The organism is Mycobacterium sp. E1715 (genome assembly GCF_001667625.1).
GTDB lineage: Bacteria > Actinomycetota > Actinomycetes > Mycobacteriales > Mycobacteriaceae > Mycobacterium.
The window spans coordinates 1-1,315 of the sequence record NZ_LZJJ01000179.1; the positions used below are offsets into that span (position 1 = coordinate 1).

General features: G+C 73.5%; 3 protein-coding genes. All 3 read left to right on the forward strand.

The annotated features are described in order from the left end of the window. The coding region (locus A9X03_RS29750; RefSeq protein ID WP_231975380.1) for a DUF6474 family protein at nucleotides 1–164 on the forward strand (164 nt) is incomplete at its 5' end. A 23-nt stretch (nucleotides 165–187) separates the two neighbouring features. Further along, entirely contained in the window at nucleotides 188–862 is a 675-nt protein-coding gene (locus A9X03_RS09920; RefSeq protein ID WP_067782696.1) for a YcnI family protein, read from the forward strand. Then, a partial coding sequence (locus A9X03_RS09925) for a copper resistance CopC family protein (protein WP_068260838.1) occupies nucleotides 859–1,315 on the forward strand: 457 nt, incomplete at its 3' end. The genes A9X03_RS09920 and A9X03_RS09925, both read left to right, overlap by 4 nt.

The following is a 1,315-nucleotide window of genomic DNA, read 5'->3' on the forward strand; positions in this document are numbered from 1 at the left end:
GGCAGTTCGCGTCGGCCATCACCGAGCGGCTCACCGACCTGTCGGCGGCTGTCACCGCCGCGGAGAACATGCCGGCCACGCGCCGCCGGGCGGCGCACGCGGCGATCGCGGCGCAGCTCGACGGGATCGAGGCGGACCTGATGGCCCGGCTCGGGTTGAGCTGATCAACCGAATGCGGCGGCCCGGCATGCCGATCCGAGCGCGGGTCTCCCGCGTCCCGGTCGCGGTGGCCGCCGCCCTCACCCTCTACGCCGTCTCGGCCGCACAGCTTCCGGCGGCGTGGGCCCACGTCCACGCCAGCAGCGACAACGCGCTGCGCGGCGCCATGGCGATCGTCACCTTCCAGGTCCCCAACGAATCGAACACGGGCGCACTGACCACCGCGCTGAGCGTCGCCCTGCCCGACGTGGCCGCGGCCAGCACCGAAACCGCCCCGGGGTGGACGGCCAGGCTGGACCGTGACGCGGCATCGGGCGCCGTGCGCTCGGTGACGTGGACGGCCGCGCCAGGAGGCGGCATCGGGGCTGACCAGTTCGCGCTGTTCCGCGTCTCGATGAAGCTGCCCGATACCGACACCGTCAGTTTCCCGGCCACGCAGACCTATTCCGACGGCACGGTCGTCAAGTGGGACCAGCCGCCGCTGCCGGGCGGTGGTGAGCCGGAGCACCCGGCGCCCACGCTGACACTTGCCGTCGGACCGGCGGCATCCCACGGCCACCATCCGTCTTCTGTCACGCCGGCCGACCAGGTGTCCGGGCCTCCGCCCAAACCCGCGGACAACACCGCCCGGATGTTGGGCGGCGGGGCCCTGGTCGTGGCCGCGCTGGGAGTCTGCCTCGGACTGATCCGCCGCCGGGCATGAGGCGGTTGGCGATTGCCGCATGCGTCGGTGCCCTCTGGCTGATCGCGACGATGACCGCGCCGGAGGCGTCGGCCCATGCCGCCCGGGTGGCCACCGATCCGGCCGACAACGCGGTCCTCGCGGCGGGGCCAGAGCGCGTGAGCGCCACGTTCAACGAACAGCTGCAGACCACGTTCGCGGCCATGACCGTCGTCGGGCCCGACGGCAATGTGTGGTCCGCCGGCGACCCGACGGTCCACGGCGCGGTCGTCGGCATCGGCTTGCGGCCGCTGGGCCCGGCCGGCACGTACACGGTGAACTATCGGGTCACGTCCGCGGACGGCCACGTGGTCTCCGGATCCTGGTCGTTTCGGTTGACGGTCTCCGGCACGGGCACGCCGGGACCACCGGCCGCAGGTGGCACGGCCGGGGGCCGGGACTCGGGGGTTCCGGTCTGGCCGTTCATCGTGGTGG

Bases quoted from the DNA above. Each gene is read 5' to 3' on its own strand.
- A9X03_RS09920 (WP_067782696.1), top strand. From the start codon at position 188: ATGCCGATCCGAGCGCGGGTCTCCCGCGTCCCGGTCGCGGTGGCCGCC.